1 protein-coding gene is annotated in these 2,066 nt (G+C 33.0%); it reads left to right on the top strand.

Going from position 1 to position 2,066, the window contains the following annotated elements; all coding sequences use genetic code 11:
• Positions 1 to 95 precede the first annotated feature (95 nt).
• Positions 96 to 2,054 (top strand): ATP-binding protein, encoded by a 1,959-nt coding sequence (locus tag HUN22_RS16715; RefSeq protein WP_174731736.1) that lies wholly within the window; start codon positions 96 to 98, stop codon positions 2,052 to 2,054.
• The last annotated feature ends 12 nt before the right edge of the window (positions 2,055 to 2,066 follow it).

The following is a 2,066-nucleotide window of genomic DNA, read 5'->3' as shown; positions in this document are numbered from 1 at the left end:
AATTAGTATTAAAAACCGTAATAATTGGATCGTGATAAATTCTATGAATAAAAATTAATGATGAATTGTCGAAAATTATAAGAGGAGTAAATTTGATGGATACGGAACAATTAACACTCTTGCCTAAACCAAAATTTGATGTACGGTTTATGTACAACTATATGGGTAAAATGTGTAGTGACACAATTCATGCATTAACTGAATTAGTGGCAAATTCACATGATGCTGGTGCTCAGAATGTCTATATAACTTGGCCTGTAAGTAGCGAAATGGCTAATCCAAAATTTATGATTGAAGATGATGGGTTTGGATTGAGTGCACAGGAGTTCACTTCTATTTGGGGAACTCTCAACTACAATCGTTTTGCTTCTAACTCAAATACCACAGTTGAAATATTGAATAAGGATAATGAAGTAATAGATAAAAGGAGCATTTTTGGAAAAAATGGGAAAGGAAGATTTTCTGGATTCTGTTTGGGAAGTACTTATACAGTAGAATCATTTAAAAGAGGAGAAGAGCCTTTCTCCTATATGGTTGCGTTAAATCAAGGAGATCTTTATGGTTCAACAGAGCCCTTTATTTTTGAGCCCGTAAAGGTTCAAGAATCATCATTGAAATCAATATATGGTTTAAAGATCACAGCTTCAATTAAAAATCAGTGGAATTTAAAGTATTCAGTAGATGATATAAAATCTGAACTAGGGGCAAGATTTACCAATAGGCCATCTTTCAATATATTTGTGAATGGTCAAAAGGTGGGATTTAATAATATATCTTCCAATTCATTATTTGAGAGTGTCGTAGAGTTCAAGGGTAAAAATATTGTTATAAAATATATTGATACTAGTCATAGTGATGTTTCTGCAAATAAAAGAGGTATTGCTTGGTGGGTAACAGGTAGATTAGTTGGTAATATTGATTGGGATTTTTTAAAAACTCAGACAGGATTTGATTTAAGAACTACAACAGCAAAAAGAGTCAATATAGTAGTAATAGCTGACCATCTACAAGAGCTAGGGCTTATTAATGAAGACTGGAGTGGTTTTAATGAATATTCAGGATTCTGGAGTGAGTTTGAAGATTTAATGATTAAAGAAATTTCTTTATTAATTGATAAAGTATTTTCTATACAGTCGCAAGAAAAAGTTGATCATATTCTACATGAAGTTGATAATCAAACACGTGACCTTGGTCATTTATCTCGGCATAAAATTACAAAATTTGTAGAAGATACTGTGAAAAAATTACCTAGATTAGATGAAAATATTCTATCTGACATAACTACTATTTTGATTAATCTTGAACAGAGTTCAAATAAGTTTGATCTTATTAGAAAGTTAGCTAACATACCTTCAAGTGATCTTGATCAGTTGCATGCGATCTTGACAAATTGGGGAGTAAATATGGCTAAAGCAATTTTGGACGAGGTAGAAGGGCGGTTACGCACGATTGTTGAGTTTGAATCTCGAATAAAAGTTAAGGGAATTAAAGAAGTTCAAGAATTACAGCCACTATTTAATAACGCTTTATGGATGTTTGGTGCTAGTTTTGAGTCTATAGAATTTACCTCAAACCAGAATATTACTTCTGTTATGCGAGAATTAGCATCTAAAAAAGTAAAAGCCTCAAGAAACAGACCAGATTACGTTATCGTTCCAAATGCTTTCAGTCGACCAAGATATGAGGATGATAATGAAAATTATGAACAAATTGGTTTAGAACAGGTCATTATTGTCGATTTGAAAACCACTGGTATTAATTTGGGTAGTACTGAAAAAGATCAGATATGGAAGTATGTTAAAGAGTTAGAACAGAAGGGCCTCATTAGCCAGACTACCCGAGTGCATGGGTTTATTCTTGGAGATCAAATTGAGAAGGGTGAAGGTCATGCACGTAAAGAATGGGGGGGGCAAGTCACTATTACCCCAATACTTTATTCAACCCTATTGGATCGAGCAAAAAAAAGAATGTTTAACTTATCTGAAACTGTTAAAAATTCACCAATTCTAATGCAAAATTTAGAAGCCGAAGAAAAGAGGTTAGCAAGTGCCTAGGGACTTAAAGAA

This window comes from Acinetobacter lactucae (assembly GCF_013344765.1).
Taxonomy (GTDB): Bacteria; Pseudomonadota; Gammaproteobacteria; order Pseudomonadales; family Moraxellaceae; genus Acinetobacter; species Acinetobacter lactucae_A.
This window is presented reverse-complemented; position numbering and strand designations above follow the sequence as displayed.

Excerpts from the sequence above, each read along its gene's own strand:
- HUN22_RS16715 (WP_174731736.1), top strand. The coding sequence starts at position 96 with ATGGATACGGAACAATTAACACTCTTGCCTAAACCAAAATTTGATGTA.